The following is a 26,512-nucleotide window of genomic DNA, read 5'->3' on the forward strand; positions in this document are numbered from 1 at the left end:
GTGACGGGTGTGGCCGCCCGGTATCCCACCGCCGCTGCCGGTCTCCTGCCGGCCCTGCCGACGGTCGGAACCGGGCGCCCGGAAGGGCATCGACGAGGCGATCATCGATGTGCTGCCGAAATCTGTCCTGGCCAGGCCGGTGACGGAGCTGCCTCCCCCGGCCCGTTCGTAGGGTGACGTGGGTGATCGTTCGCGAGGGCGCAGTGAACGCAGGCGGTCGTCGGCGGCCGGGCTATCAGGCTGCGGCAGCGGTGTTCGCCATCGGGATGGCAGGGACCACTCTGCCCACACCGTTGTACGGGCTCTACCAGGAACAGATCGGGTTCTCCGAGCTGTTGGTCACCGTGGTCTTCGCCGTGTACGCCGTCGCGGTCATCACCGTGCTTCTGGTGGCGGGAAACTACTCCGACAAGGTCGGCCGCAGACCCGTGCTCCTGTGCGCCATGGCCCTGTCGGCCGCAAGCGCGGGATGCTTCCTCCTGCAGAGCGGTCTGCCTCTGCTCTTCGTGGGACGCGTGCTGTCCGGCTGCGCGGCCGGCCTGCTGAGCGGCGCGGCTACAGCAGCCGTGATCGAGCTGGCCGGTCCCGGGCAGAAGGCGCGTGCCGGATTCGCCGCCACGGCGGCGAACATGGGTGGTCTGGGCTGTGGGCCACTGCTCTCCGGCCTCCTGGCGCAGTACACGCCCTGGCCGCTGATGCTGCCGTTCTGGGTCCACCTGGGGCTGGTGGCTGTGGCCACCGGGATCACCTGGTTCCTGCCGGAGACCGTGGCGGAGCCGAAGAGATGGCCACCTCTGACGCCGCAGGGCATCACGGTGCCTCCCGAGGTGCGGGGTGTGTTCACGCCCGCCTCGCTGGCGGCGTTCGCCGGCTTCGCCCTTCTCGGGCTGTTCACGGCGGTCGCGCCGAGCTTTGCCGCGCAGACGCTGGGCGTGCACAACCTGGCCGTCTCCGGCGCCGTGGTGTTCTCCGTGTTTCTCGCGTCGACCCTCGGGCAGTCCCTGACGCAACGGATCGGCGCGCGCCTCGCGCTCCCCGTGGGGTGCGGCGTCCTCATCGTGGGCCTGCTGCTGGTGGCGTCCTCACTCATCGCCGAATCCATGCTCCTGCTCGTCCTGGGCGCCCTGTGCGGCGGCGGCGGCCAGGGACTGGCCTTTCGCGCGGCACTCACCCTGGTCAGCCGTGCGGCCCCGGCACAGCATCGTGGCGGCACCATTTCGGCGTTCTTCGTCGTCGCCTACGCCGGGATCTCGGTGCCGGTGGTCGGGGTCGGTGCCATGGCCACCTGGCTCGGGCTGCGCCCGGCCGGGCTGATCTTCACGGGCTGCGTGATCCTGCTGGCGGCAGGAGCGGGAACGTACGCTGCGCGCAGGCCGCCGGCGGGGACGTGATCCGTCGCCGATGCAGGCCGTCCACGCGCATGCCCCGACCGCAACACGGAGTGAACCCCCTCGCGACCGCGCTCCCTTGCCGCGGGCGCTGTTCTCGCTCTTACGTCAGGCATCAGTGGGGCCGTGTACAGGGAGTGGTCCGGAATTTTCGCGGCGGACCCCGTCGCCCGGGGCGACAGGCCCGCAACGCGTACCGGCTCTTCAGCCCCGGCAGCCTCCTGCTCGCCGTCGCGGTGCGCAACTTCCGCCAGAACGGCGCCACTTGCCCGCGGGGCATCACTGCCGTACGCGCGGGACCAAGCGCGCGAAGGGGCCGGTGGCGCGGCCACGTGTCAGTGAGCGTCCGCCACGCATCCCTGTCGCTCACGGATCATCGCCAGGCCGTCGACCGCCGCCGGGGACAGCACGGAATCCGTCAGCCCGGCCAGCGGCATCCAGGTGACCGCGGCGGTGGTGTCGTCGGGCTTGGTGACGGTGAGCGGACCGGGGGTGAACTCGATGGCGTAAAAGAGCCCCACCAGGTGCCAGCTCACGCCGAGCCGGTGGGCCGTGTAGCTTCGCGCGTCCACCAGGCGGGCGCCGCGCAGCTCCAGGCCTGTCTCCTCGCGCAGTTCGCGGGCGAGTGCCTCGTGCGGCTGCTCCCCGGGGTCGATGCCGCCGCCCGGCAGATGCCACAGCCCGGGCGCGAAGACCGGTGAGGAACCGGCGAGGCGCGTCAGGAGCAGCGCGTCGTCCGAGGTGGCGAGCGCATACGCCGAGACGCGCTTGCGTACGGGTTCTGCCATGGCTACAGCCAGCCCTTCTCTCGTGCGATCCGCACCGCTTCCGCCCTGTTCCGTGCCGCCAGCTTCTGGATCGCCGTGGACAGGTAGTTGCGTACCGTGCCCTGTGAAAGGTGGAGTGCGGTGGCGATCTCCACGTTGGTCGAGCCGTCGGCCGCCGCGCGCAGGACATCGCGTTCACGCTCGGTCAGGGGGCTCGCCCCGTCGGCGAGCGCGGCCGCCGCCAGCGTCGGGTCGATGACGCGTTCTCCGGCCAGCACCTTCCGTACGGCGTCGGCGAGTTGGGACGCAGGGGCGTCCTTGACCAAGAAGGCGTCCGCGCCCGACTCCATCGCGCGGCGCAGATAGCCGGGGCGGCCGAAGGTCGTGACGACGACGACCTTCACGGCCGGGAGTTCGCTCCGCAGCAGACCCGCCGCTTCGATGCCGGTCAGGCCCGGCATCTCGATGTCGAGGAGGGCGACATCGACGGCGTGCTCGCGGGCCGCGGCGAGGACCTCGTCGCCGCGGGCGACCTGGGCCACCACCTCGATGTCGGGTTCCAGGCCGAGCAGTGCCGCGAGGGCCTCGCGCACCATGGACTGGTCCTCGGCGAGGAGGAGTCTGATCATGCTCATTCCCATGATCCTAGGCCGGATTCGAGCGGCACACTGAGGATGAGGGTGAAGCCTTTGCCTGAACGGGCGTCGGTGGGCCGGGTGATCATCGTGCCGTGGACCGTGGCGAGGCGCTCCGTGATGCCGGTGAGGCCGTTGCCGGGCTTCGTGCCCGAGGTGCCACCGCCGTCGTCCGCCACGGTGAGTTCGAGGACGCGGCCGCCGAGCGTCTGGCGCGGGGCGAGAGCGACCGTGCAGCGCCGGGCACCGCTGTGGCGTACGACGTTGGTGACGGCTTCCCGCAGCGCCCAGGCGAGGACTTCCTCCGGCTTCTCGGGGACGTCGGCGGGGGGATCCGCCGGGACGTCGGCGGTGATGCCCGCGGCGGCAAGTGCGGTACGGGCCCCGGCCAGTTCGCCCGGGAGCGTCGGCCGCCGGTAGCCGGTGACCGCGCTGCGCACATCCACCAGGGCCTGGCGGCTGACCTGTTCGATGTCGGCGACCTGGAGCGCCGCCTGCTCGGGGTGGTCGGGCAGCATCCGTCCGGCCAGCTCGCTCTTGAGCGTGATCAGGGAGAGCGAGTGGCCGAGCAGGTCGTGCAGATCCCGGGCGAGCCGCAGCCGCTCCTCATTGGCGGCGAGCTGGGCAACGGTGGCACGGGCCTCACGGAGTTCGATCGTCGTACGGATCATCTGCCGGACGCCGGTCATCGCGAACCCGCCGAGAAGTGCGGGGACGACCAGGGCGGTGATGATCTCGCGCGGGTGGTCGCCGGTCAGGCCGATGCCGACGAGTACGGCGGTGACGGCGGGGATCAGCCAGCCGGCGGTCCTCAGGGGCAGGGTGGCCCCGACGGTGACGGAGACGTACACGAAGAGGACCAGCCACGGGGTGCCCAGCGTCAGGGAGAGGGCGACGGCCAGGGCTCCGAGGAAGGCGATCGTCGTCCCGACCCGGCGACGGTCCAGTGCCTTCGACGTGTGGCGGAAGACGAGGACCAGGTACGTCCCGACGAAGACCACCAGGCCGAGGGCGCCCAGCGCGGTGGCCCACGGCGTGTGGTTGCCGTCGAGGAGGTCCTTGACCGGGGCGCTCATGAACGCGAGCCAGATGCCGATCCAGAGCAGCTTGACGCCCACCTGACGGCGGTTGGTCGGCGGGCGCCCGATCCCTACGAACGTCGCGTCATCGTTCACGCCTTGAGGGTGTCCTTCCGGTAGAGCCAGGCCGCGCCGCCCGCGAAGAGCAGGAAGTAGACGAAGAGGATGCCGACATCCTTGGCGTGCGGCGAGCCGCCCATCTCGACGGCCTGGCCGAGCGAAGCGTACGCGTGGGTGGGCAGCCACTCGGAGATGTTCTGGAGCCACTGCGGGAAGGTCGCGCTGGGCATCCACAGGCCGCCGAGGATCGACAGCGCAAAGTAGATGATCATGGTGATCGGACGTACCGCGTCGCCGCTGGCGATGTAGCCGATGGCGACCCCGAGCGCGGCGAAGACCAGCGAACCGGCCCAGATGACCCCGACCAGCGCGAACCACTGCCAGGCGTCCATCCGCACGTGCTTGACGGCAGCGGCGACCAGGAAGACGACCACGATGCACGGCAGGGTGACCATCGCGGCGCTGGCGATCTTCGCCAGGACGTAGCCGCGGCTGGGCAGTGCGGTCAGGCGAAGCTGGCGGACCCAGCCCTTCTCGCGCTCCTTGGCGATGCGCTCGCTGTTGCCCATCAGCACGGCGGTCAGCGCGCCGAACGAGGCCATCGAGACCATGAAGAAGGCCTGCAGGGTCAGGTCGGTGTGCGGGACCTTGTCGGTGGTGTTCTGCGTGCCGGAGATCAGCAGGTAGATCACCGACGGGTAGATGACCGAGAAGAACATGAACTTCTTGTTCCGCAGCGTGCGGGTCACTTCGAGCCTGATGAGTGTCCACGAGAAGAAATTCATCATGCGGTCCTGGCCTCCTCGGCCTCGGTGATGGCGACGAAGGCCTGCTCCAGGCCGAGTCCTGCGACTTCGAGTTCGCGCGGGTAGAGGCCGAGCGCGTAGACCGCGTGGACGGTCGCGTCGGCGTTGTGCGACTGGATACGGACCCTGTTGCCGCCGATGTCGAGCGTGGACAGGAACGGCAGGCCGCGCAGGGCCGCTTCGTCGACGGGGCCCTCCAGCTCGAAGGAGATCCGGCGGGCCCCGGCCTTCGCCTTGATCTCGGCCGCGGTGCCGTCGGCGAGGAGCCGGCCCTTGTGGAGGACGAGGACGCGGTCCGCGATCGCGTCGGCCTCTTCGAGGTAGTGGGTGGCGAACAGAACGGTACGGCCCTGCTCGGCCTGCTCGCGCATGGTGGCCCAGAAGGCCTGGCGGGCGGTGACATCCATGCCGGTGGTCGGCTCGTCGAGGACGATCAGGTCGTTGGCCCCGGCGGTGGCGAGCGCGAACCGTACGCGCTGCTCCTGGCCGCCGGAGAGCTTGTTGACCATCCGGTCCGCGATCGACGCGATGCCCGCGCGGGCCAGGACGTCGGAGACCGGGTACGGGCGGGGGTGCAGATCGCAGACGAGCCGGACGATCTCCTCGACCGTGACGTCCTCCATCAGGCCGCCGCTCTGCAGCATCGCGCCGACCCGGCCCCCGGCGATCGCCTCCTGCGGGGACGTACCGAAGAGCCGGACCGTGCCGGAGTCCGCGGTGCGCAGACCGAGGAGTAGATCGAGGGTGGAGGACTTGCCGGCGCCGTTGGGGCCGAGGAGCGCCACGGTCTCGCCGGGGTGCAGGTCGAGGGAGAGCCCGTCGACGGCGCGTACGTCCCCGTACGCCTTGCTGACCTGGTCGAAGCTGACCACGGCGGCTTGCGCGGTGGTGGCTTCGGTGGCTGTCGTCGTCATGCGCCCAGCCTGACGGAGGCGGGTGGGCGCCCGGCAGGGTCACGGGTCGTGAATCGGGGATGACAGATGTCATGCCGGACGCATGACACCGCCCGTGCGGCGCGTTCCCGGCGCACCGGACGAGGGCCGCGGGGCGGCGCGAAATGCTGACGGCGCCGCCCCCGCCCGGAGGTCCGGGCGGGGGCGGCGCCGTGCGTGCTGTGACGGTACGGGGTGCTGCTACCCGTTGCCGTCGAGGGCGATCGTGGCGGTCCGCTCGACGGGGGTCTTGCCGAGCAGTGCGCTCTGCATGGCATGCGCCACGTCGTCCGCACTGAGCTGGTGCTGCTTGCCGTCAGCCTTGGTGATCATGATGCCGTCGAAGACGCCGTCACAAAGAGTGTCGATCGCCTTCTTGTTGTAGACCTCGACCAGCCGGCCGTTGATCGCCTTCATCGACAGGATCTGCGGCAGCGACTTCGCGGGTCCGAACTGGATCTCCTTGGGCCCGGCCTTGATGGTGATCAGGCCGGACATCGCGGGCTTCGCGAACTCGTTCATGGCCCGGTCCAGTTCGGCCTGGTCGATGGTGGGCTCGCGGGTGGCGACCGGCAGTTCGACCGTGGCCGGCTTGCCCGTCTGCACCTGGGCGCGGTACGCATCCCGCACGGAGATCATCGAGCGGTTGACGTCGAGCGCCTTGCCCACCTTGCCGGGGACCTTGACGGCCTTGCCCGGCTCGAACTTGATCGTGCCGTCGTTGGCCGAGCCGGAGGTGCCCGCCAGGTCGCTCAGCGCGACGCCGAGCTTCTCCTCGTCGACCGGGATGACCGGGTCGGCCTGGCGCTCGCCACCGAAGAGGGAGCCGATCACCGACACCGGGTTGTAGTCGCTGCCCGCGGCGCCGCGCACGGTCTCCTGGCTGTCCAGGGAGAGCCCTGCCTTGTCCGGGGCGAGCTGCGTCTTCCTGCCGTCCACGGACAGCTGGAGAGGCGTCTTGGCGCGCTGGCCGAGCGCCGCGTCCAGCTTGGCGACCGCTTCCTCCTTCGTGCCGCCGCCGATGTCGACGCCGAGGACGGTGGTGCCCTTGGGGACCTCGGAGTGGTTCATCAGCAGGCCCGCACCGTACGCGACACCGGCCAGGCCGATGACTCCCACGCAGAGCAGAACCAGCTTGGAGCGGCCCTTCTTCGCGGGGGCCGGGGCGGGGCGGGCCGCGGCGGGGGCGGGCGACGGGGCGGCAGGGCCGCCCGGCCGTCCCGGTCCGCCGGGTCCGGTGCCCCTCGGGTCGTCCTGGAAACGGGGCGTCGGGCCGGGGCCCGGTGCCCCGGGTCCGCCGGAACCCGGGCGTGCGAACGGCGACGGGGCGGACGGCGAGCGGTGCTCCGGCGGGACGACGGGGATACCGCTGGTGAGCGTGTCCCCGGAGACATGCCCGCCGGGGCCGGGGGCGGGCGCCGCGAACTGCGGCGTCAGGACGGCCGTGTCGTCGGACATCCGCGGGGGTACGCCGCCGGGGGCGCCGGGACCTGCCGGGCCGCCGGGACCGCGCGGGCCGGGACCGCCCGGAACACCGAGGTCCGGGGTGAGCGACGAGGTACCGGTGACCGGGCCCGTGGTGGCCCCGGACGGGCCCGGCGGACGCACACCGAGGTTCGGGGTGGCGCGCGGCTCGCCCGGGACCTCGTCGCGTGCGCCGGGGCGGGGTGCGCCCTGGTCGCCTGCGCGCTGCGGGCCGTCCGAGAAGTACGGCAGGTCGCCGCGCGGCGGGGTGGATCCACCGGGGCCGCCGGGTCCGGCGGGCGCAGAGGATCCGGAAGGTCCGGCGGGTACGCCGGCGCCTTCGGCCGGCCCCGCGCCCACGCCACCGGCCGCCGGCATGCCCGTCGGGGCCTTGCGCGGTGCGAACCAGTCGCTGCCGCTCTTCTCTCTGGCCGGCTTCTCGGCAGCCGGTTCCGCAGCCGCCGCACCGTCCCGCGCATCATCGGCCGGTCCGCCCTGCGCGCCCTGGGGTGCGGGTACGCCCGGACGCGGCGTGCTGCCGGTGCGCTCGCGCGAGGCGTCCGCCTCGGCGTCGCTCACTGGCGTACGCATGACAACCGGCGGGATGGGACGCGAGCCGGGGATATTGATCCGGATACGCGTCGTCAGCGTCGTCTCGGTTCTCGGCTCTTCGGGCTGGGACGGCTCCGCAGACTCCGGGGACTCCTCCGGGGCGTCCTGCGAAGGATGCAGCGACGGATACTGGCGTGATCCGTACGGCGGCGTACCCGATGGGTACGCGGCTCCCCCGCGCCCCTGGGGCCCGGAGGACGAACTGTCAGTTTCACGACTCAAAGCAGGTTCTCCCGATTGGCTCCGCCGCCCGTACTTCCCCCATGCCGCAGGCCAGGGGACGGCTCGGCGCGCGAACCACCATACTGGCCGCCGCCGACAGACACTCCGCGACCGGGGGAAAGGGCGGTGCACCCGCGGGGCGGGCGGGGGGCATTACGGGATCGGACGTGGCACATTACTTGCCAGGTCGGCCGCTGTCGTCACCTTGTCGGGGCGACCGCGACATGGTGGCACAGATCACAGCGACAGCCATCCCGCCCAGCATGAAAAGCGTGAGGCCCACTTCGTCACCGAAGACGTAGTCACCCTCAGGGCGTCCACCGAGCAGAAGAATGATGGAGATCAGCCATCCCGCGGCGGGTGCGAGGGTGCCGATCTGGGTGCCGGTGAGCAGCCGGCCGCCGTAGAAGAGTCCGGCGGCGGCGACCAGCGCGAGCAGCAAACCACCGGGGAACCACGCGGCTTGGACGAACGCCCCGGCGATCCCGACGAGCACGCCGAGGACCGCGAGGCCCAGGTAGGCGCCGATGCGGCCGGGGTTGAGGGGTGCGGCGAGACCGGTGGGCACCGGCTCACGGGCCGGGACGCCGGTGCGGGGCGGGCGCTGCTTGCCGTTGCTCATGTCCGTGCTCCCGGCCGTGCTTCCGGTACGCCTGCGAAGAGGTCGTGTTCCCGTGCGCCCTCGGGGGCTCCCGGGGTTCCGCGTACCAACTCGTAGTACTCGGTGGTGAAGACGGGTTGTCCCAGATCGTTCGAAAGGGCGAAGAACGGACCCTCCACGGCGATCTGTGTGCCGTGCGCCCGCATGGCCGCCGTCTTGGCCGCCGCATGGGCCGCGCCGTCGATCTCCGTGGTGATCTGCGTGTCGTTCACCACACCCGGTACGTCGTCGATCGTGGCGATCCCCGGGAAGGCGTCGGGGGCGGTGGCGCGCAGCCGGGCGAAGGCCTGCTCGGCGACGGAGCGGGGCACCCGGTTCCAGTAGATCTTCTCGATGGCGTGCGGGGCGGCGGTGTGCGGGGTGCCGGGCCCGTTCCGGTACGCGGGGTCGGCCGCGAGGTCCGCGGCGCGCATCGCCACGCGGTGCGCCTGGATGTGGTCGGGGTGCCCGTAGCCGCCGTCGGGGTCGTACGTGACGAGGACCTGAGGGCGTACCGAGCGGATCACCTCGACGAGGTACCCGGCGGCGTCGTCCACGGCCGTGTTCCAGAAGGCGCCGGGCCGGTGGTTCTGCTCGGCGCCCATCATGCCGGAGTCGCGGAACCGGCCGGGTCCGCCGAGGAACCGGTGGTCGGCAACCCCGAGCTCCTTCATCGCGGCGGCGAGTTCACCGATGCGGTGGGCGCCCAGGGCGTCGTCCCGGTCGGCCGTGAGGTGCGCGAGCTCGGGCGGGATGACCTCGCCCTCCTCGCCGAGCGTGCAGGTCACCAGGGTGACCTGGGCGCCCTGGGCGGCGTACAGGGCCATCGTGGCGCCGTTGTTGATCGACTCGTCGTCGGGGTGCGCGTGCACCAGGAGCAGACGACGGGCGGGAAGGTCCGTCATGGCACCCACCCTACGAGCCGACTGCCCCACGGGCCGACCGCGGAAGGCTCCGGATCAGAACTTGATGCCTCCGATCATGCCGGCCACGTTCGTGGTCAGCTCCGAGATGGTGGGGGCGATGGACGAACTGGCGAGATAGAAACCGAGCAGCATGCAGACCACCGCATGTCCGCCCTTCAGTCCGGATTTCCGGATCAGCAGGAAGACGACGATCGCCAGCAGCACCACCGCCGAAATCGAGAGTGCCACGGCGGTTCACCTCCATCGGTACGGTCGGGGACAGGCAGCACACATGGAGCCAGCAGGTTCTTACCCACCGAGCGCTACGGATCATAACTATCCGTGCCACCGCATTGATCGGGGCACAGCAGCACGAGGGGCGCACGACCGGGTGGTCGGGCGCCATGTCCGGTCTCTGTCCCGGTCCTCGGACCTCGGCCGGATCAGGCCCTAGGGTTCGGGGTTATGACCTTGCAGAAGCTTTCGTTTCCCCGACAGCACGCCAGGACTCAGCGGTTCACCCTCGGCGCTCCCCGTGCGTTCACCGTCTCGCCGGACGGGGAGCGGGTGATCTTCCTGCGGTCTGCCTCCGGCACGGACCGGTCCAACCGGCTCTGGGTACTGGAACTGACGGCCGACGGCTCACCCAAGGAGCGCGTCGTCGCCGATCCCGTGGCGCTGCTGGGCGGTTCGGCGGAGAAGCTGTCGGCGCAGGAGCGGGCACGGCGCGAGCGGAGCCGCGAGGGCTCCTCGGGGATCGTCGGCTACGCGGTCGACGCAGCGGCCGAGTTGGCGGCGTTCGCGCTGTCCGGGAAGGTGTACGTCGCGGAGTTGCGGGCCGGTACGGCGCGCGCGCTGCCGGTGCCGGGGCCGGTGCTGGACCCGCGGCCGTCGCCGGACGGGCGCCATGTCGCGTACGTGTCGAAGGGCGCACTGCGCGTCGTGGGGGCGGAGGGTGACGGGGACCGGGCGCTGGCGGAGCCGGAGAACGCGCACATCTCGTACGGTCTCGCGGAGTTCATCGCAGCCGAGGAGATGAAGCGCCCGCGCGGCTTCTGGTGGTCGCCGGAGTCGGACCGGCTGCTGGTCGCCCGGGTCGACGACAGCCCCGTGAAGCGGTGGTGGATCGCCGATCCGGCGCACCCCGACCGCAAGCCCGCCGAGGTCGCGTACCCGGCGGCAGGGACGCCCAACGCCGAGGTGCGGCTGCTGGTGGTGGGGCTGGACGGCACCCGTACCGAAGTGGTCTGGGACCGGGCCCGCTATCCGTATCTGGCGCAGGTGCACTGGTCGTCGGCCGGCGCCCCGCTGATCCTGGTCCAGGCCCGCGACCAGCGCAGTCAGCTCTTCCTCGCGGTGGACACGGAGAGCGGTACGACGCGGACGGTGCACGTCGACGAGGACCCGGTGTGGCTGGATCTCTTCGCCGGGGTGCCCGCGTGGGCGCCGGACGGGCGGCTCGTGCGGATCGCGGACGAGGGCGGCGCGCGGGTGCTCGCGGTGGGCGACCGGCCGCTGACCGGGGCGCAGTTGCAGATCCTGGCGGTGCTGGACATCGGCGAGTCGGACGTCCTGGTGTCGGCGTCGGCGGGCGAGGACGCGGCGGAGCCGGAGATCGGCGAGAGCCATGTGTACCGGGTCAACGAGCTGGGCGTGGAGCGGGTCTCCGAGGGGGCGGGGGTGCACTCGGCGGTCCGGGCGGGCGGAGTGACCGTGCTGGTCTCCACCGCGCTGGACCGGCCGGGGGCATCGGTGCAGGTGATGCGGGACGGCAAGCGCATCGCCACGGTCGCGACCCATGCGGAGGAGCCCGTTCTGTCGCCCCGGGTGCAGCTCACCGAGGGGGGCGCACATCGGATTCCGTGCGCCGTGCTGCTCCCCACCGGTTACCAGGAGTCGGACGGTCCTCTTCCGGTGCTGATGGATCCGTACGGCGGACCGCACGGCCGACGGGTCGTCGCCGCACACAATGCGCACCTCACCTCGCAGTGGTTCGCCGATCAGGGCTTCGCGGTCGTCGTAGCGGACGGCCGGGGCGCCCCCGGGCGCTCCCCCGCCTGGGAGAAGGCCGTCAAGAACAATCTGGTCCTGACGCTGGAGGACCAGGTGGAGGCACTGCACGGACTGGCCGGCCGGTTCCCGCTGGATCTCGGCAAGGTGGCGATCCGCGGCTGGTCGTACGGCGGTTACCTCGCGGGCATGGCCGTGCTGCGGCGGCCCGATGTCTTCCACGCGGCCGTCGTGGGCGCTCCGGTGACCGACCAGCGGCTGTACGACACCCACTACACCGAGCGCTATCTCGGTGATCCGTCGACGCAGCCCGAGGTGTACGCCCACAACTCGCTGCTCACCGACGACGGACTCTCCGAAGCCGCCGATCAGATCCGGCCGATGATGATCGTCCACGGGCTGGCGGACGACAACGTGGTGGTCGCGCACTCGCTGCGGCTGTCGTCGGCGCTGCTCGCGGCCGGACGGCCGCATGAGGTGCTGCCGCTCAGCGGGGTGACGCACATGACGCCCCAGGAGCAGGTCGCGGAGAATCTCCTGCTGTTGCAGGTGGACTTCCTCAAGCGATCGCTCGAGCTGGACGCGTAGGGGCCTGGACGGGCAACCGGCCGGGGGAACGTGGAAGTCCTCCCGGCCGGTTCACGGCACCCGCACGGCCGTACGCTGTTCATGCTGACTCGTTCGTATATCGGACGTGCGACGGTCAAGTTGCCCGTGCGTTAACGAATCCGGGGGTCCGTCCCCGGCCCGCCCGGCTCTTCACCCGGCTCCTCGTCCGGTCCCCCGCCCGGCTCCGCCGCCTCTTCGCCCGGCTCCACCGGTTCCTCCCGCACCTCTTCGCCCGGCTCCACCGGTTCCTCCCGCACCTCTTCGCCCGGCTCCACCGGCGGCACCACCTGCTTCTCCTCCGCGAAGTGGCACGCCGAGTCGTGCGCGGCCGGGGTGTCCGTCAGCCGGAAGACCGCGGGCACCGCAAGTAGCGGCACCTCCAGTGCGCACCGCTCCTGGGCCTTCCAGCAGCGGGTACGGAAGCGGCAGCCGGACGGCGGGTTGGCCGGCGACGGCACGTCACCGTGCAGGATGATCCGCTCCCGGTGCTCGCGCGCCATCGGGTCCGGCACCGGCACCGCCGAGAGCAGCGCCTGGGTGTACGGGTGCGTGGGGTGGTCGTAGATCTGCTCGTCCGTACCGATCTCGGCGATCCGGCCCAGATACATCACACCGACCCGGTCGGAGATGTGCCGGACGATCGACAGGTCGTGCGCGATGAAGACGTAACTCAGGCTGAACTCCGCCTGCAGCCGGTCGAGCAGGTTGATGACCTGGGCCTGCACGGAGACATCGAGGGCCGAGACCGGTTCGTCGGCGACGATGATCTCCGGGTTGAGGGCCAGACCGCGGGCGATGCCGATGCGCTGGCGCTGGCCGCCGGAGAACTGGTGCGGGTAGCGGTTGATGTACTCCGGGTTGAGACCCACGACATCCAGGAGGTCCTGCACCTTGCGGCGCCGGTTCCCCTTCGGGGCCACCTCGGGATGGATCTCGTAGGGCTCCCCGATGATGTCGCCGACCGTCATTCGCGGGTTGAGCGAGGTGTACGGGTCCTGGAACACCATCTGGATGTTGCGCCGTACGGCCTTCAGCGCACGGCCGGACAGCTTGGTGATGTCCTCGCCCTTGTACGAGATCGAGCCGGACGTCGGCTGTTCCAGATGGACGAGCATCTTGGCGACGGTCGACTTTCCGCAGCCGGACTCCCCCACGATGCCGAGGGTCTCGCCCGCGGCCAGCTGGAAGGAGACACCGTCGACCGCCTTGACCGCACCGACCTGCTTCTTGAACAGGATGCCCTGGGTCAGCGGGTAGTGCTTGACGAGGTCGCGGACCTCCAGGATGGGTTCGCCGCCCGCGCGTGTGCTCCCCGGTTCAGCGTTCATCGAGCGTCTCCTTCCAGAAGTAGCAGGCGCTCTCACGGTGCTGGGCGACCTCGAACAGCGGCGGTACCTCGCCACGGCAGATGTCCTGGGCCATCGGGCACCGGGGGTGGAAGGCACAGCCGGGCGGGATGTGCAGCAGGTTCGGCGGCAGGCCCTTGATCGCGTACAGCTCCTGGCCCTTCTGGTCCAGCCGTGGGATCGACTGGAGGAGGCCCTTGGTGTACGGGTGGGCAGGGGCCTTGTAGATCTCGTGGACAGGGGCCGCCTCGACGATCCGGCCCGCGTACATCACGGCGATGTAGTCGGCGACGTCCGCGACCACGCCCAGGTCGTGGGTGATCAGGATGAGTCCCATGTTGAGCTCGCGCTGGAGCTCGGCGAGGAGGTCCATCACCTGGGCCTGGACGGTCACGTCGAGGGCGGTGGTGGGTTCGTCCGCGATGATCAGGGAGGGTTCCAGCGCCATCGCCATGGCGATCATGATGCGCTGGCGCATACCGCCGGAGAACTGGTGCGGGTAGTCCCCGACGCGTTCCTTCGCGGCCGGGATGCGGACCCGGTCCATCAGCTCGATGGCCCTCAGTTTGGCGTCCTTGCGGGACATCCCACGGTGCACGACGAACATCTCGCCGAGCTGTTCCCCCACGCTGAGCACGGGGTTGAGGGACGACAGCGCGTCCTGGAAGATCATGGCCATCTCCTGGCCGCGGATCTTCCGGCGCTCCTCGGCCTTGAGCTTCAGCAGATCGCGGCCCTTGAAGGCGATCTCGCCGCCGCTGATCTTCCCCGGCGGCATGTCGAGAATGCCCATGATCGCCTGCGCGGTGACCGACTTGCCGGAACCGGACTCTCCGAGGACGGCGAGCGTCTCACCCTCGGACACCGAGTAGTTGACCCCGTTGACGGCTTTGACCACCCCGTCCCGGGTGTGGAACTCCACGTGCAGATCGCGCACTTCGAGCAACATGGCAACGGGCTCCTCAGCGCAGCTTGGGGTCGAGGGCGTCGCGCACCGCGTCGCCGAGCATGATGAACGCGAGCACGGTGATCGCCAGCGCTCCGGCGGGCCAGAGCAGCATGTGCGGGGCGTTGCGGATGTACTGGGAGGCGGCCGAGATGTCGATGCCCCAGGAGACGGCCGGCGGTTTCAGTCCGACGCCGAGGAACGACAGGGTCGCCTCCAGGGAGATGTACGTACCGAGGGCGATGGTCGCGACGACGATCACGGGGGCCACCGCGTTGGGGGCGATGTGGCGCAGCATCATCCGGGAGTTGGAGGCGCCCAGCGCCCGGGCCGCCTGGACGTAGTCGTTCTGCTTGGCGGTGATGACCGAGCCACGGGCGATGCGGGCGATCTGCGGCCAGCCCAGCAGCACGATGAATCCGATCACCGGCCAGATGGTGGAGCTGGTCACCACGGAGAGGAAGACCAGGCCGCCGAGGACGACCGGGATGCCGAAGAAGATGTCGGTGAGCCGGGAGAGGACCGAGTCCCACCAGCCGCCGAAGAAGCCGGCCAGCCCGCCCAGGATGCCGCCGAGGATCGAGACTCCGACGGTGGAGCAGACGCCCACGGTGACCGAGGTCCTGGCCCCGTAGACGGTACGGGTGTAGACGTCGCAGCCCTGTCCGTCGAAGCCGAACGGGTGGCCGGGCTGGGAGCCCTGCTGGGCCTTGCTCAGGTCGCAGTCGAGCGGGTCCTGGTCCGTGATCAGCGACGGCCAGATCGAGATGATCACCAGGAAGAGGATGATCAGGGCGGAGACGATGAAGACCGGGTTGCGGCGCAGGTCGCGCCAGGCGTCGGACCAGAGACTGCGGGGCTTCTCCGCCGGTCCGGTGCCCTCGGGGCCGCCCGGTGTCTTCTCCAGGGTCGCCCCTTCCGCCAGGGCGAGATCCATGGCTGCTCCTGCTCCGCCCGGGGAGATCGCTTCGTCCGGCGTCTGCTCAGGCATAGCGGATCCTCGGGTCGAGTACGGCGTACAGGAGGTCGACGATCAGGTTGGCCGCCAGGAAGACGAGGACCAGGACGGTGACGAACCCGACGACGGTCTGGGAGTTCTGGCGCAGGATGCCCTGGTAGAGCTGGTAGCCGACGCCGTGGATGTTGAAGATGCGCTCGGTGACGATGGCCCCACCCATCAGGGCACCCACGTCCGTGCCGATGAAGGTGACCACGGGGATCAGCGAGTTGCGCAGCAGGTGCCGGATGACGACCCGCCGCCTGGGGAGGCCCTTGGCGGTGGCGGTACGGACGTAGTCGGCGCGGGCGTTCTCGGCGATCGAGGTCCGGGTGAGCCGGGTGACGTACGCCAGGGAGACCGAGGCGAGGACGAGTCCGGGGACGAGGAGTTCGTTGAACGGCGCCTCCGGGGAGACGGAGGGCTTGATGATGCCCCACTTGACGCCGAGGAGGAGCTGGAGCAGCAGACCGGTGACGAAGGTCGGGATGGAGATGACGACCAGGGTCAGGATCAGCACGGTGGTGTCGACGGGCCGGCCGCGGCGCAGGCCGGTGATGACGCCGAGGGTGATGCCGATGACGATCTCGAAGACGATCGCGATGATGGTGAGCCGGATGGTGATGGGGAAGGCGGTCCCCATCAGCTCGGTGACCTTCTGGCCGTTGAACGCGGTGCCGAAGTCGCCGGTGAAGACATTGCCCATGTAGGTGGCGTACTGCTGCCAGACCGGCTTATCGAGGCCGAACTCCGAGCGGAGCTGGGCGGCGGTCGCCGGATCGCACTGCCGGTCGCCGCAGAGGCCCGCGATGGGGTCGCCCATCACGTTCACCATGAGGAAGATCAGCAGTGTGGTGCCGAAGAAGACCGGGATCATCTGCAGCAGCCGCCTGATCACATAACGTCCCATGAAAACTCCGGGGGTCGCGGGGCTCGGTGGCGCAGGGATGCGGAAGCCGGGTGGCCGGTGCGGCACAGCGCACCCACCACCCGGCCCCGCGTGACTACTTGACCTTGATCTGCTCGTAGACCGGGACGCTGAACTGGTTCAGCGCGACGTTGGTGATCTGGTCCGAGTAGCCGGCGCTGCCGTTCTGGTACCAGAGCGGGATGACGGGCATCTGCTCGGCGAGGACCTTCTCCGCGTCCTGGAAGGTGGAGACCGCCTTGGCCTTGTCGGACTCGGCGTTGGCCTTGTCGATCAGGGCGTCGAACCTCTTGTTGCTCCACTTGCCGTCGTTGGACGAGGCGTCGGTGTAGTAGAGGGGCTGCAGGAAGTTCTGGATCAGCGGGTAGTCCATCTGCCAGCCCGCGCGCCAGGCGCCGGTGAGCTTCTGCTGCGAGACCTGGCTGCGGAAGTCGGCGAAGGTGCCGATCGGGGAGCCGACGCAGGCCTTGTTGTTCCCCAACACCTTGTTGATGCTGTTGCAGACGGCGTCGACCCACTCCTTGTGCGAGCCGCTGTCCGCGTTGTACGAGATCTTCAGCTGGCCGCCGGGGATGCCACCGCCTTCCTGGATCAGCTTCTTGGCGTCCGCCGCGTTGTACTCGCACGGGGCGCCGCACAGCCCCTCCTTGAAGCCGCCGTCCGCGCCGAGGACCGGTGACGTCCAGTCGGAGGCGGGGGTGCGGGTCTTCTGGAAGATCTGGTCGGTGATCTGGTCGCGGTTGATCGCCATCGACAGGCCCTGGCGGACCTTGATGCCGCCGGGGGTGTCCCACTTCTTGTCGTAGAAGGGGAAGGCGAGGGTCTGGATGATGCCGGCCGGGGTGTTGATGTACCGGTCGCCGAGGTCCGCCTTGACGTTCTTCAGCTGCGAGGCCGGTACGTCGTCGACGAGGTCGAGGTTGCCCGCGATCAGGTCGGTGTAGGCGGTGTTGTTGTCGGTGTAGACCTTGAGGTCGATGCCGCCGTTCTGCGCCTTGTCGTCACCGGGGTACTTGTCCCATTTGCGCAGGCTCATCGAGGAGCCCTTGGTGTACTTCTCGATGGTGTACGGACCGTTGCCGATGGGCTTGGCGAGCCAGCCGGCGTGGTCGGTGAAGAAGGCCTGCGGCAACGGGGCGAAGGCCGGGTAGCCGAGGGTATCCGGCCAGAGCGAGAACTTCTGCGACAGCTTGACGGTGAAGGTCATGGGGTCGACGATCTTGAGACCGGAGAGCGTGCCCGCACGGGAGCTGCCGCTGGTGGGGTGGACCTGGTCGTAGCCGTCGATGTAGCCGAAGAAGTAGGCGTTCTTCTGGTTGTTCTTCAGCAGGGCGCCGTAGTTCCAGGCGTCCACGAAGGACTTCGCCGTGATCTTCTCGCCGTTGCTGAAGGTCCAGCCGTCCTTCACCTTGATGGTGAAGGTCTGCGAGTCGGTGGTATCGATCTTCTCGGCGAGCATGTTCGTGGCCGCGCCGGTCTTCGGGTCGTACTTCTTCAGTCCCCGGAAGACCATGTCGAGAACCTTGCCGCCCTGCACCTCATTGGTGTTGGCGGGCTCCAGCGGGTTCTGCGGGTCCCCCCAGGAGGAACTGACGATCCCATTGGCGCCGCCGCCACCGCCACCGCCGCCTTCCCCCCCGCCGCCGCAGGCTGTCGCCGCCAGGGCGACGGCCACGGCACCTGCGGCCCACTTGGCCTGTGTGGCTCCGCGCATGGAAATGCCTCCTCGTCGAGCGCTGTCTCACTTGGAGTCAAATATCACCTCATTGGGAATTTTGCGCATATGGACACCACCCATCCGAGTGCGGCCGCACCCGTCCGTTCCGCGATCGGCGGCGTCGCCGCATCCCTCACCCGCCGGGCGGGCATCCGGCCCACATCGATCCAGATATGCCATGCACCTGACAAGTTATCGGGCACCTGTACGCACGCGTCGGTGCCGGCGAGCAGCCGCGAGGCCCCATGGGCAGGGGGACGACCGGACCGAACACCTCGCCCTGGTCGTGCGCGACGGCCGGAAGCCGTGACGTCCTCGCCGCTGCCGGCAGCATCACCACGAGAGCGTGGCGATGCGGCCCGGGCCGTGGTGCCCTCGCTGCACCGCTCCGGGGACGTCACCGGCGCAACCGGCCCTGACGCCGGCCCGCCGCTGTTCAGCGCGTCATAGCTGTCAGGCCCGGGTGCCGGGACGCCTGCGCGTCCGGGCACCCGGGCCTGACAGCCGATCCGAGTGGTGTCAGCCCTTGGTGGCCTGATCCTCGAGAGCGGAGAGCGCCGGGTCCATGACGATGGCCTTGTCGCGGCCCTCGGTCGTCGGGTCCTCCGGAAAGTGGCACGCGGTCAGGTGCCCCGCGCGGTTGCCGGAGATCTGCACGAGCGGCGGCTCCTCCGTCGCGCACTTGTCCTGCGCCTTCCAGCAACGGGTGCGGAACCGGCAGCCGGACGGGGGCGAGATCGGGGACGGCACATCGCCCTCGAGCCGGATGCGCTCCTTGGACGCGCTGTCGACGTCCGCCTCCGGAACGGCCGACAGAAGGGCGTGCGTGTACGGGTGCCGGGGTCGGTTGTAGAGCGAGTCGCGGTCCGCGACCTCCACCACCTTGCCGAGGTACATCACGGCCACGCGCTCGGAGAAGTGCCGGACGATCGCCAGGTCGTGTGCGATGAACACGAAGGCGATGCCCAACTCCCGCTGCACCTTCTGCAGCAGGTTCACCACCTGGGCCTGGATCGAGACGTCGAGAGCCGAGACCGGCTCGTCGGCGATGATCAGCTTCGGCTGGAGCGCGAGAGCACGGGCAACGCCGATGCGCTGGCGCTGGCCGCCGGAGAACTCGTGCGGGAAGCGGTTGTAGTGCTCGGGGTTCAGGCCCACGAGCTCGAGCAGCTCCCGCACCCGCTTCTCCATGCCCCCGGCAGGCTTGATGCCGTTGACCTCCATCGGGCTCTTGATGATGCTGCCGACGGTCTGGCGCGGGTTGAGCGACGAGTACGGGTCCTGGAAGATCATCTGGATCTCGGACCGAATGGGGGCCAGCTGCTTCCGGCTGGCGTGGGTGATGTCCTGGCCCTGGTAGAGGAGCTTTCCGCCGGTGGGCTCCAGCAGCCGGGTCATCATCCGGCCCGTGGTGGACTTGCCGCATCCGGACTCGCCCACGAGGCCGAGGCTCTCGCCCTCGTACACCGTCAGGTCGATCCCGTCGACCGCCTTGACCGCACCGACCTGACGCCGGAAGGGGAAGCCTCCGTAGATCGGGAAGTGCATGGCCATGCCCTGGACGGACATCAGCTCGCGGCGCTCACGAACTTCATCCTCTGAACCCTGCTGTTCAGGCAGAGTGACGTTTTCACTCATGTCTCTGCGTCTCCCTAGCCCAGCCGGGGCTTGATGTGATCGATGAAGATGGTGTTCCTCTGCTCCCCTGTGAGGTGGCAGGCCGCGGCCCGGCCGTCGGCCAGCAGCGGCCTCTCACCGCTGCACCGCCCGCCGTCCACCTTGTCGGTGAAGGCGCACCGCGGGTGGAAGGCACAGCCGGAAGGCGGGTTGAGGAGGCTGGGCGGAGATCCGGGGATCGGTTCCAGCGCCTCGTTGATGTCGCTGCTCAGACGCGGCATCGAGCTCAGCAGACCCCAGGTGTAGGGGTGCTCGGGCGCACGCAGGACGTCGCGGACGCTGCCGCGCTCCACTGCCCGCCCGGCGTACATCACCAGCAGGTCGTCCGCCATGTTGGCGATGACGCCGAGGTCGTGGGTGATGAAGATGATCGCCGACCCGAACTCCTGCTGGAGGTCCTTGAGAAGGTCCAGGATCTGGGCCTGCACGGTCACGTCGAGCGCGGTGGTCGGCTCGTCGGCGATCAGCAGGTCGGGGTCGCACATCAGCGCCATGGCGATCATCGCGCGCTGGCGCATACCGCCCGAGAACTGGTGGGGGTAGTCGTCGAAGCGCATCGCGGGCTGCGGGATGCCGACCTTCGTCAGCATCTCGATCGCCCGGGCCTTCGCCTCCCTCTTGGAAGCGCCGGTGTGCTTGCGGAACGGCTCGGAGAGCTGACGTCCCACCGTGTAGTACGGCGAGAGGGCGGTCAGCGGGTCCTGGAAGATCATCGCGGCCTTGTTGCCGCGGATGCCCTCCATTTCCTTCTCCGTGGCGCCGGTCAGCTCCTGGCCGTCCAGGATGATCTCTCCCTGGACCTGCGAGCTCTGCGGGTTGTGCAGCCCGAGGATGGCCAGGTTGGTCACGGACTTCCCGGAGCCCGATTCGCCCACGATACCCAGCGTCTTACCGCGCTCGACATCGAAGGAGAGTCCGTCGACCGCGTTGACGATGCCGTCCTCGGTGGAGAACCGCACCCGCAGGTCGCGTACCGAGAGGAAGCCCTCCGGCCCGGTCGGGGCCGGCGTGTCTTCGGTCTTGGTCAGTGTGGTCACGGTCGTTCTCCTAGGCGAGGCGCACGCGCGGGTCGATGTAGGCGTAGGTGAGGTCCACGATGATGTTCAGGATCAGGATGAAGAAGGCCCCGAACAGCATCACGCCCATCGTCAGCGGCAGGTCCTTGGTCAGCGACGAGTCCACTGCCAGGCGGCCGACACCGGCCAGCTGGAAGGTGAACTCGGTGACCACGGCACCGGCAAGGAGCGCGCTGAGGTCCATGCCGAGGATGGTGACGATGGGAGCGAGAGAGCCGCGCCAGGCGTAGCGGAAGAACACGTACCGCTGTGGCATGCCCTTGGCCCGCGCGGTGCGGACATGCTCTTCCTGAAGCTGCTCGATCATGGTGGAGCGAGCCATACGCGTGTACTGGGCGGTGAAGATCGTCGCCATGACGGCCCAGGGAATCAACAGCCCGTAGGCCCAGCCGATCGGATCGTCCGTGAACGGAACGTACTTGGGGCTTTCCATCCACCCTGTCTGGTAGACGAAGATGCCAAGAACGATCGGCCCAAGGAAGTAGATCTGGAACGAGCTGAGCACCATCGAGGCGCCACTGACGGCCTTGTCGACCGCGGTGCCGCGCTTCCACGCAGCGATGAGTCCCGACGCGAGTCCCAGCACCAGGAAGATGATGAGACCGCCGATGGTCAGCGACAGCGTCAGCGGGAAGCGGTCCATGATGGACGCCCAGACGAAGTCACCGGTGCTGAAGGAGACTCCGAGGCACGGTGCGGGGCAGTGGCCGACAGGGAAGTCCCGGCCGGTGACGATGCCGACCATGAAGTCCCAGAACTGGGTGGTGATCGGCTTGTCGAGGCCGAGATTCTCGCGGATGACCGCGATGTTCTCCGGCGAGCAGTTCTTGCCGCAGGAGAGCTCGGCGAAGTCCTGAGGGATTGTGTAGAACAGGAAGAACGTGAACGCGCCGATCAGGAACATGATGACGACGGCGCCGGTCAACCTGCGGATGAGGAACTGAAGCATCGCGGGAGGCTGCTCTCTTCGGAAGCGGCGGGGTAGTAAGGGGGGAGGGTCCGTGGGGGTGCGCTCCGCCTGGCGCACACCCCCACGGATCAGCCGTGATTCGGTGTTACGGCTGGATCAGGTACAGACGGTTGATGTCGATGTAGCTCGAGTTCGTGCTGTACCGGGCGCCACCGATGTTGGAGCCGAAGAGCTGGATCTGCTTCGAGTAGTAGACCGGAGCAGCCGGGTTGATCTCCTCGACGATGCGGTGGTGAGCCTCTTCCCACTTCTTGGCCGCGGCCTCGGGCTGCAGGACCAGGGCCTCCTGGATGAGGCTGTTGACCTTCGGGTCATTGATGTGGGAGTAGTTCGACGCGCCGTCGGAGACCAGCGTGCCGTCGTAGACCGGGGTGACGACCGTCGACGGGGAGGACCAGTCCTGACCCCAGCCCGTCATGTACATGTCGTACGGGTTCTTGACCTTGCCGACCTGCTCGTAGAAGCTGGCGCGCTCGATCTCCTTGGCCTGGACGTCGAAGCCGATGGCGTTCAGCGCGTCCTTGATGATGACCATCTGCTTCTGGCCACGCGGCGTGTTGGAGTAGGCGTAGGTGAGCTTCGTGCCCTGCTTGAAGCCCGCCTCCTTCAGCAGCTGCTTGGCCTTCTCCGGGTCACCGTTGGGCTTCTTCAGCTTGCCGAACGGGTCGTACGTCGGGTCGAAGCCCGGCAGGGTCGGCGCGAACAGACCGCCGGCCAGCTCGCCACCGTACTTGCCACCGTCAGCCTGGATCATGCGCTGGTTCGGGAGGGCGTAGGTGATCGCGTCGCGGATCTTCTTGTCCTTGATGCGGTCCAGGTTGAAGGTCAGCTGCCACACGTAGGGCTGGTAGCCCTTGATCGTGCGCTTGTTGACCGCCGCGTTGGTGATCACGGACTGCATCTGGGCCGGGTCGACCGAGTCCGTGAACTGGATCGCGTTCTTGGCGTCGCCCTGGTCGGCGATCAGACGCTTGGTCTGGCTCGGGCCGTCGATCGTCGTGGTGAAGTTGTAACCGTCGACGTACTGGTGACGCACGGCGTCCGTCTTCGGGTCCCAGTTGGTGTTCTTGACCAGCGTCAGGGACTTGCCGGACTTGTACTCGGCGATCTTGTACGGGCCGAGAGACTTCGGGGCCTTGTCGTACTTCTCCTTCGTGTCGTCCTTCTGCGGGACGATGCCGTAACCGGCCATGGCCAGCGCCTGCGGGAGGTCCGGGCGGGCCTTGTCGAAGTGGAAGACGACCGTCTTCGCGTCCGGGGTCGAGAGGACGGAGTCCGGAAGGTGCTTGCCCTTGTACGGGCCGTCCGGCAGCGCCTTGCGGTAGTCGGAGCCGGAGAGCCAGGTCTGGACGAAGCTGGGACCGTCGAAGATGACCTTCGAGTACTGGCGCTCGATGGTGTGGCGGACGTCGGCCGAGGTGATGACGTTGCCGTCCTCGTCCTTGATGCCGTCCTTGAGCGTGTACGTCCAGGTCTTGCCGCCGTCGGAGGACTTGCCGGCGTCGGTGGCGATGTCACCGACGACGGTCAGGTTGCCCTTGTCGTCCTCCTGGTAGTTCGTCAGCTTGCGGTGAAGCAGGTTGGCGAACTGGCCCGCGTCACTGACGTAGATCTGACCCGGGTCCATGTGGGACAGGTCGGACTGCGTGTAGACGTTGATGGTGCCGCCGGGCTTGGCGCCCGGGACCTCTGCCGCCGGACCGTTGGACTGAGCCGCGGTGCCGTAGACGACGGGCTGCGACTGAGCCGCAGCGTCCTGCTTGGACTTCGACTCGTCCTTGGCGTTCTTACCGCTGTCCTTGGAGCAGCCGGTGAGCGCCAGCGAGCCCGCCGCGACTGCGACGATCATGGCGCGTGCGGAGCGCGAGTGAATGGGCTTCATGATGCTCGTTACACCTACCTGTCGGTTGTTATCCAGAAAAGCTGCCTGACCGTCCGGTTGCCCGGTGCGGGGGCGGCAGTTACCCCCACCCACGGACGTCACCGTCCGGTCTTGGGGTCGAATGCGTCCCGGACCGAGTCACCAAGGAGGTTGAAGCAAAGAACGAAAACCACCATGGCGACGCCCGGGAAGATCATGAACGCCGGGTCCTGCTCGTAGATCCCGGAGCCGATCGCGAACATCCGCCCCCAGTCGGGGGTGGGTTCGACGAAGCCGACACCGACGTACGAGAGGAACGCGATGCTCAGGATGGAGCTGGGCAGCGTGTAGGTGCCCTGGACAAGGATCGGCGTGACGATGTTCGGGAGAATCTCCTTGCGAACGATCCGCCACCGTGAGGCGCCCGAGACCTTGGCCGCCTCCACGAACTCCCGCTCCCGCAGGGAGAGTACGGAGCTTCGGACCAGACGGGCCATGCCCATCCAGCCGAGGAACCACATCACCAGCAGGATCGCGACGACGCGCAGGTAGGTGGGGGTCTCGTCCGCCGGAGAGACGAACAGCGCGGTCACGACGGGCATGAAGGCGATGAAGAACAGCTGGCTCGGGAAGGCGAGGAAGAAGTCGGTCGTCCGGCCCAGCCAGTAGTCGACCCTGCCACCGAAGTAGCCGCCCACCATACCGATGATCACGCCCGTACCCACGCTGAGGATCGTCAGGACGAGCGCCAGGTACAGCGAGGTACGCATGCCGTACAGCAGCATGGTGAACACATCGCGGCCCAGGTTGGGTTCGACACCGAACCAGAAGTCGCTGGAGATGCCACCGAAGCTGCCGGCGGGCATGGCGAAGTCGTCGAGTATGTTCGCGTACTCCGGCTTCGTCGGGTAGAGCGTGTAGGGATCCTTGCCGTACAGGGCAGAGATCACCGGCGCCAGCGCCGCGATGACGAAGAAGAACAGCACCACCCAGGCGGAGATCACGCCGGTGCGGTCGCGCTTGAAGCGCATCCACATCAGTTGCCCCGGAGAGCGGCCGACGGGCGCCTTCGCGTCCGCTGCTGTGGTCTGTTCGTCCAAGGCGACAGAGGCCGTGGCGTCCTCGGCCTCGATTGGACTGGTCATGATGTGTCCATTCACAGATGTCGGGTACCGGCGCCCCGGCAGGTTGCGACGGTTGAGTCAGTTGCACTCACCGCGTCGGACCTGCTGCGTGACGGTCCCCGGCTGCCTACCGGTACCCAGCATGGGTACGGTGGCAGGGCCGACGCCTGACGGAGATCACCCCAGGGCGGTACGGCAGAAAGGGAGCGTCGACAGGAGTGGGTTTCACTCCCGGGAACGCGAGTTGAGCGGTAGGACGGGCTGAGAAATCGTCAGCCGTTGCCGGCGACGGGACCGGGTGAGCCGCTATGAACGAAACCGGCCTGACGCGCCGTCCAGGACGACGCACCCCCACTGGCGCTCAGGGCACCGCGCATGGGTTCCTCCTCGTGAGTCCACGTAAACAGTATTGGCACCGGACCATCCGTCGACACCCCTGACGACGGATGAGCAGTACCTCGTGTGCTCGTGAGTCGGCACTCCCCACAGCGCGTGACCCATTGACCCGAGCTCAATGGAGCCAACTATTAAGTACGACCAGGCTGTAAACCACACTTAAAGTGTCTCGGTTTGACAACATCGATACCCCCCGAGCGCCCGAAATCCGGACAAAGTCATCCCAGACAGACGCACCCGAAACGGACTGTTAACACGTGTTCCGGAGAGCGACGCCCGATACTCGGACATCTCGCCGGGAAAACGGGTTGCGCCCGGCCCGATGGACCCGCTCCCGCGACTCCGCCGCCGGAACGGACCGGTGCCCCGGCCCCCCGGAAGAATCCGGGCGCCCGGGGCACCTGCCGACCACACGACGTCCTGACCCGCCGAACGGATCAGCAGCAGGCCGTCGCTTCGACTCAGCAGTACGTCTTCCTCACCACCTCGGCCAGGGAGCCCTTCGGCGGCTTGGTGCCACAGCGTAGACCGCCCTCGACCGCCGTCGTCCAGCTCTGGGCCTTGCCGTAGCGGCCGGTCTTGATCCACTTCGTGCCGCGGTCGCACCGCCACTGCGTGTAGTAGCCGCCGGCCTTCCTGGTGCCGGCGAAGAATACATAAGTGCCGTTCTTGCTCACTTTGTAACTGATCGACTCCGCGGTCTTCTTGGTCCTCTTGCCCTCCGCCTTGAGCTCGAGGCCGATGGACCCCTCCAGGCTCGCGAGAACGATCTTCCCGCTCACCTTCGAACCCGCCGTCGCCGTCACCGAAGCAGTGATTTCGCGCACCTTCTCCGCGCTGAACGTCTTCGTCGCCGTACCGCCCGTGTAGTTCTCCAGAACCTTCCGGTGCGTGACCACCCACGGCTTCGCCTTGCCGGTCCAGGTGAGCTTCGTACGCCCGGGGCTGCACATCGGGTCATTGCCCGAGGATGCCGCCACGGCGGGCGCCACCAGCAGGGCCGACATCGCCGCGCCGGTCACTGCCACTGCAATGATTTTCCGCACAACTTCCCCCTTGCTTCTGCGAACAAACTACGTCCGCGACACATTCGGTCGCCGCACCGGTCAAGTGCGACGGGGCCAATATTGGCTTCAACAGGGGTGCCTTACCAGCGAGTTGAGCAAGTTCTGAGGTTTGGGTGCACATGTCACCACGAAGGGTAACCGGAATCACGTCATCCACATAGTCTTTGCGTATGCGCACCCCCATGCGCCGTCCTGCACCACTGGACGCAAAAAAACCCGGCCCCCACACCGTGGGGGCCGGGTTTGTGTCCCGGGTCGGACCGACCGCAGCCGGACGG

Annotated in this window: 22 protein-coding genes; 2 read left to right on the top strand and 20 right to left on the bottom strand. The window is 68.6% G+C overall.

Features of this window, described 5'->3' with window-relative positions; all coding sequences use genetic code 11:
• Nucleotides 1-182: 182 nt before the first annotated feature.
• Nucleotides 183-1,391, top strand: a complete 1,209-nt coding sequence (locus OG878_RS14940) for an MFS transporter (protein ID WP_443049109.1) — start codon at nucleotides 183-185, stop codon at nucleotides 1,389-1,391.
• 332 nt (nucleotides 1,392-1,723) lie between these two features.
• Here OG878_RS14940 and OG878_RS14945 read toward each other — a convergent pair whose 3' ends face one another.
• The 9 genes from OG878_RS14945 to OG878_RS14985 form a co-directional block, all read right to left on the bottom strand.
• Nucleotides 1,724-2,176: an NUDIX hydrolase gene (locus OG878_RS14945; protein ID WP_328887258.1), complete on the bottom strand. Its 453-nt coding sequence runs from the start codon at nucleotides 2,174-2,176 to the stop codon at nucleotides 1,724-1,726.
• Between the two features lie 2 nt (nucleotides 2,177-2,178).
• Complete coding sequence (locus tag OG878_RS14950; RefSeq protein ID WP_277328187.1) at nucleotides 2,179-2,790, bottom strand: response regulator transcription factor; 612 nt, start codon at nucleotides 2,788-2,790, stop codon at nucleotides 2,179-2,181.
• Entirely contained in the window at nucleotides 2,787-3,965 is a 1,179-nt protein-coding gene (locus tag OG878_RS14955; RefSeq protein WP_328887259.1) for a sensor histidine kinase, read from the bottom strand. The genes OG878_RS14950 and OG878_RS14955 overlap by 4 nt, the downstream gene beginning before the upstream one ends.
• Nucleotides 3,962-4,717 (bottom strand): ABC transporter permease, encoded by a 756-nt coding sequence (locus tag OG878_RS14960; protein WP_443049110.1) that lies wholly within the window; start codon nucleotides 4,715-4,717, stop codon nucleotides 3,962-3,964. Before OG878_RS14960 ends, OG878_RS14955 begins: the two co-directional genes overlap by 4 nt.
• Nucleotides 4,714-5,649, bottom strand: coding sequence for an ABC transporter ATP-binding protein (locus OG878_RS14965; RefSeq protein WP_328887260.1), 936 nt, complete (start codon nucleotides 5,647-5,649; stop codon nucleotides 4,714-4,716). Before OG878_RS14965 ends, OG878_RS14960 begins: the two co-directional genes overlap by 4 nt.
• 219 nt (nucleotides 5,650-5,868) lie before the next feature.
• Entirely contained in the window at nucleotides 5,869-7,965 is a 2,097-nt protein-coding gene (locus tag OG878_RS14970) for a hypothetical protein (protein WP_328887261.1), read from the bottom strand.
• A gap of 175 nt (nucleotides 7,966-8,140) precedes the next feature.
• Nucleotides 8,141-8,587, bottom strand: coding sequence for a DUF6113 family protein (locus tag OG878_RS14975; protein WP_328887262.1), 447 nt, complete (start codon nucleotides 8,585-8,587; stop codon nucleotides 8,141-8,143).
• Complete coding sequence (gene mshB, locus OG878_RS14980) at nucleotides 8,584-9,510, bottom strand: N-acetyl-1-D-myo-inositol-2-amino-2-deoxy-alpha-D-glucopyranoside deacetylase (RefSeq protein ID WP_328887263.1); 927 nt, start codon at nucleotides 9,508-9,510, stop codon at nucleotides 8,584-8,586. The genes OG878_RS14975 and mshB overlap by 4 nt, the downstream gene beginning before the upstream one ends.
• Before the next feature lie 54 nt (nucleotides 9,511-9,564).
• The gene (locus OG878_RS14985) at nucleotides 9,565-9,759 is read right to left on the bottom strand and encodes a hypothetical protein (protein ID WP_030915260.1); all 195 of its coding nucleotides are present in this window, start codon (nucleotides 9,757-9,759) and stop codon (nucleotides 9,565-9,567) included.
• 216 nt (nucleotides 9,760-9,975) lie between these two features.
• Between OG878_RS14985 and OG878_RS14990 the strand changes: the two genes are divergently transcribed.
• Nucleotides 9,976-12,108, top strand: coding sequence for a S9 family peptidase (locus tag OG878_RS14990; protein ID WP_328887264.1), 2,133 nt, complete (start codon nucleotides 9,976-9,978; stop codon nucleotides 12,106-12,108).
• Between the two features lie 131 nt (nucleotides 12,109-12,239).
• Here the strand turns inward: OG878_RS14990 and OG878_RS14995 are convergent, their stop codons facing one another.
• The 11 genes from OG878_RS14995 to OG878_RS15045 form a co-directional block, all read right to left on the bottom strand.
• Nucleotides 12,240-13,457: an ABC transporter ATP-binding protein gene (locus OG878_RS14995; RefSeq protein ID WP_328887265.1), complete on the bottom strand. Its 1,218-nt coding sequence runs from the start codon at nucleotides 13,455-13,457 to the stop codon at nucleotides 12,240-12,242.
• Nucleotides 13,447-14,424, bottom strand: coding sequence for an ABC transporter ATP-binding protein (locus OG878_RS15000; RefSeq protein WP_328887266.1), 978 nt, complete (start codon nucleotides 14,422-14,424; stop codon nucleotides 13,447-13,449). The genes OG878_RS14995 and OG878_RS15000 overlap by 11 nt, the downstream gene beginning before the upstream one ends.
• A gap of 13 nt (nucleotides 14,425-14,437) precedes the next feature.
• Nucleotides 14,438-15,412: an ABC transporter permease gene (locus tag OG878_RS15005; protein WP_328887267.1), complete on the bottom strand. Its 975-nt coding sequence runs from the start codon at nucleotides 15,410-15,412 to the stop codon at nucleotides 14,438-14,440.
• On the bottom strand, nucleotides 15,405-16,328 hold the full coding sequence (locus OG878_RS15010; protein ID WP_328887268.1) for an ABC transporter permease: 924 nt from the start codon (nucleotides 16,326-16,328) through the stop codon (nucleotides 15,405-15,407). The genes OG878_RS15005 and OG878_RS15010 overlap by 8 nt, the downstream gene beginning before the upstream one ends.
• Before the next feature lie 94 nt (nucleotides 16,329-16,422).
• Nucleotides 16,423-18,060, bottom strand: coding sequence for a peptide ABC transporter substrate-binding protein (locus OG878_RS15015; protein ID WP_328887269.1), 1,638 nt, complete (start codon nucleotides 18,058-18,060; stop codon nucleotides 16,423-16,425).
• A 522-nt stretch (nucleotides 18,061-18,582) separates the two neighbouring features.
• A complete protein-coding gene (locus OG878_RS15020; RefSeq protein WP_328887270.1) occupies nucleotides 18,583-19,701 on the bottom strand; it encodes an ABC transporter ATP-binding protein in 1,119 nt (372 codons plus the stop codon).
• Between the two features lie 14 nt (nucleotides 19,702-19,715).
• Nucleotides 19,716-20,777: an ABC transporter ATP-binding protein gene (locus tag OG878_RS15025; RefSeq protein ID WP_328887271.1), complete on the bottom strand. Its 1,062-nt coding sequence runs from the start codon at nucleotides 20,775-20,777 to the stop codon at nucleotides 19,716-19,718.
• A gap of 10 nt (nucleotides 20,778-20,787) precedes the next feature.
• On the bottom strand, nucleotides 20,788-21,765 hold the full coding sequence (locus OG878_RS15030) for an ABC transporter permease (protein WP_328887272.1): 978 nt from the start codon (nucleotides 21,763-21,765) through the stop codon (nucleotides 20,788-20,790).
• Between the two features lie 106 nt (nucleotides 21,766-21,871).
• Nucleotides 21,872-23,668, bottom strand: a complete 1,797-nt coding sequence (locus tag OG878_RS15035; protein ID WP_328887273.1) for an ABC transporter substrate-binding protein — start codon at nucleotides 23,666-23,668, stop codon at nucleotides 21,872-21,874.
• A gap of 98 nt (nucleotides 23,669-23,766) precedes the next feature.
• On the bottom strand, nucleotides 23,767-24,792 hold the full coding sequence (locus tag OG878_RS15040; protein WP_328887274.1) for an ABC transporter permease: 1,026 nt from the start codon (nucleotides 24,790-24,792) through the stop codon (nucleotides 23,767-23,769).
• An 836-nt stretch (nucleotides 24,793-25,628) separates the two neighbouring features.
• On the bottom strand, nucleotides 25,629-26,195 hold the full coding sequence (locus OG878_RS15045; RefSeq protein WP_328887275.1) for a hypothetical protein: 567 nt from the start codon (nucleotides 26,193-26,195) through the stop codon (nucleotides 25,629-25,631).
• Between the last annotated feature and the right edge of the window lie 317 nt (nucleotides 26,196-26,512).

The sequence above is a fragment of the Streptomyces sp. NBC_00316 genome, assembly GCF_036158715.1.
In the GTDB taxonomy this organism is placed as follows: domain Bacteria; phylum Actinomycetota; class Actinomycetes; order Streptomycetales; family Streptomycetaceae; genus Streptomyces.